This is a genomic window from Pantoea sp. CTOTU49201, assembly GCF_032054795.1.
Taxonomy (GTDB): domain Bacteria; phylum Pseudomonadota; class Gammaproteobacteria; order Enterobacterales; family Enterobacteriaceae; genus Pantoea; species Pantoea symbiotica.
On record NZ_DAMBSA010000561.1, the window covers coordinates 1 to 2,312 of the forward strand.

At 55.9% G+C, this 2,312-nt stretch carries 2 protein-coding genes; both read left to right on the forward strand.

The window, feature by feature from the left end; all coding sequences use genetic code 11:
- Positions 1-138: 138 nt before the first annotated feature.
- Complete coding sequence (gene murQ / locus RTY00_RS23745; RefSeq protein WP_312666606.1) at positions 139-1,050, forward strand: N-acetylmuramic acid 6-phosphate etherase; 912 nt, start codon at positions 139-141, stop codon at positions 1,048-1,050.
- Positions 1,050-2,312 (forward strand): PTS N-acetylmuramic acid transporter subunit IIBC (murP, locus tag RTY00_RS23750; protein WP_312666607.1); only part of this gene is annotated, 1,263 nt, incomplete at its 3' end. The genes murQ and murP, both read left to right, overlap by 1 nt.

Genomic DNA, 2,312 nt, shown 5'->3' on the forward strand with positions numbered 1-2,312 from the left:
TACGCACTGAAACCCGCTTCGGCGGGTTTTTTTATGCCTGCTGTGGCAAAAGCAAAAAAATCACGCGCAGCAGAGGAATTAACAATTCTGTGTGATATATAGTTTTACGAATAAATTATTCTCTCACAGGAGTGTCGCATGCAGATCGATCTCAGCCAGATGATCACCGAAGGTCGTAATCCCGCCAGCCAGAACATTGATGAGCTGTCCACCGAAGCCATGCTGCGGGTGATTAATCATGAAGACAAAAAAGTGGCGCTGGCGGTGGAAGCCATCGTGCCGCAAATTGCGCAGGTGGTGGATGCCATCACCCAAGCCTTCAGCAAAGGCGGTCGCTTGATCTATTGCGGCGCGGGCACGTCGGGTCGTCTGGGAATTCTGGATGCCAGCGAATGTCCGCCGACTTTTGGCACGCCGCGCAGCCAGGTGGTTGGGCTGATTGCCGGCGGCCACACCGCGATTCTGCAGGCGGTGGAAAACGCCGAAGACAATGTTGAGCAAGGTGCGCAGGATCTGCGGGATATCCAGTTCAATGCTAATGATGTGCTGGTCGGGATTGCCGCCAGCGGCCGCACGCCGTATGTGCTGGGCGCGCTGGCGTATGCGCGTCAGCAGGGCGCATATACTGCGGCGTTAACCTGCAATCCCAACAGCCCGATGTCGCAGGCCGCGGATGTGGCGCTAACGCCGGTGGTGGGCCCGGAAGTGGTTACCGGTTCATCGCGCATGAAGGCAGGAACTGCGCAGAAGCTGGTGCTCAATATGCTCACCACCGGCGCGATGATTCGCAGCGGCAAGGTTTACGGCAATTTGATGGTCGATGTGGAAGCCACTAATCAGAAGCTGGTGCAGCGCCAGGTGAACATCGTCAAACAAGCCACCGACTGTGACGATGCCACCGCGCAGCAGGCGCTGGCGGCGTGTAATGGGCATTGTAAAACTGCGATTGTCATGGTGCTGGCGGGATTAACTGCCGATGAAGCGAAATCGCTGCTGAGTCAGAATCAGGGCTTTATTCGCAACGCTTTACGTGACGCAGGAGCGCAATGATGGCGGCCATTACCGAAGGTTTGGTGCGCGATATTCTGCAGGCGGTTGGCGGCGCCAGCAATGTGCTGCAGTGCGGCAACTGCATGACGCGTCTGCGCCTGACGCTAAACGATGCCACGCAGGTGGATAGCGCCACACTCAAAACGCTGCCGGGCGTGCTGGGTGTGATCGACAGCGATGCGCAGCTGCAAATTGTGCTCGGGCCCGGCAAAGCACAAACCGCAGCGGAGAAAATGCAGGCGCTGCTCAATCAGCAGACGCCAAACGATCTGCAGGCCATCGCCAGCGCGCAAAAACAGCAGATGAAGGCGAAACAGACCAGCGCGCTGCACCGTTTTCTTTCATGCTTTGCCACCATCTTTACGCCGCTGATCCCCGGTTTCATCGGAGCCGGTTTGCTGCTGGGTTTCGCCACGCTGATTGAACAGATCTTCCAGCTCAATCAGCCGGGCGATCACGCGCGCTGGCTGCTGGATACCGTGGCGTATATGAAGGTGTTCGGCAAAGGGCTGTTCACCTTCCTGAGTATTTTGATCGGCTACAACGCGCAGAAAGCCTTTGGCGGGACCGGCGTGAACGGGGCCATCATCGCCTCGCTGTTTGTGCTCGGTTATGTGCCTGACGCCAAAGTTGGCTATTACAGCGGGATGCAGGATTTCTTCGGCATGGTGATCGATCCACGCGGCAATATTATAGGCGTGCTGCTGGCGGCGATATTTGGTGCCTGGATTGAGAAACAGCTGCGAAAAATCATTCCCGATAATCTCGATATGATCCTGACGTCGTTGCTGACGTTATTAATTACCGGCGCGGTGACTTTCCTGGTCATTATGCCGATTGGCGGTGAACTGTTTAAAGGCATGTCATGGTTGTTTATTCATCTCAATAACAATCCATTTGGTTGCGCTATTTTGGCCGGACTGTTTTTGATCGCGGTGATGTTTGGCATTCATCAGGGTTTTATTCCGGTCTATTTCGCGCTGATGGAAACCCAGGGCTTTAATTCGCTCTTTCCCATTCTGGCGATGGCTGGCGCCGGGCAGGTTGGTGCCTCGCTGGCGTTATGGTGTAAAGCGGATAAACACTCGCAGCTGCGTAAACAGATCAAAGGCGCGATTGTGCCAGGTTTGCTCGGTGTCGGCGAACCGCTGATTTATGGCGTCACGTTGCCGCGTCTGAAGCCGTTTATTACCGCCTGTTTTGGCGGCGCGCTGGGCGGCTTCTTTATCGGGCTGGTGGCATGGCTGGGATTGCCAGTGGGA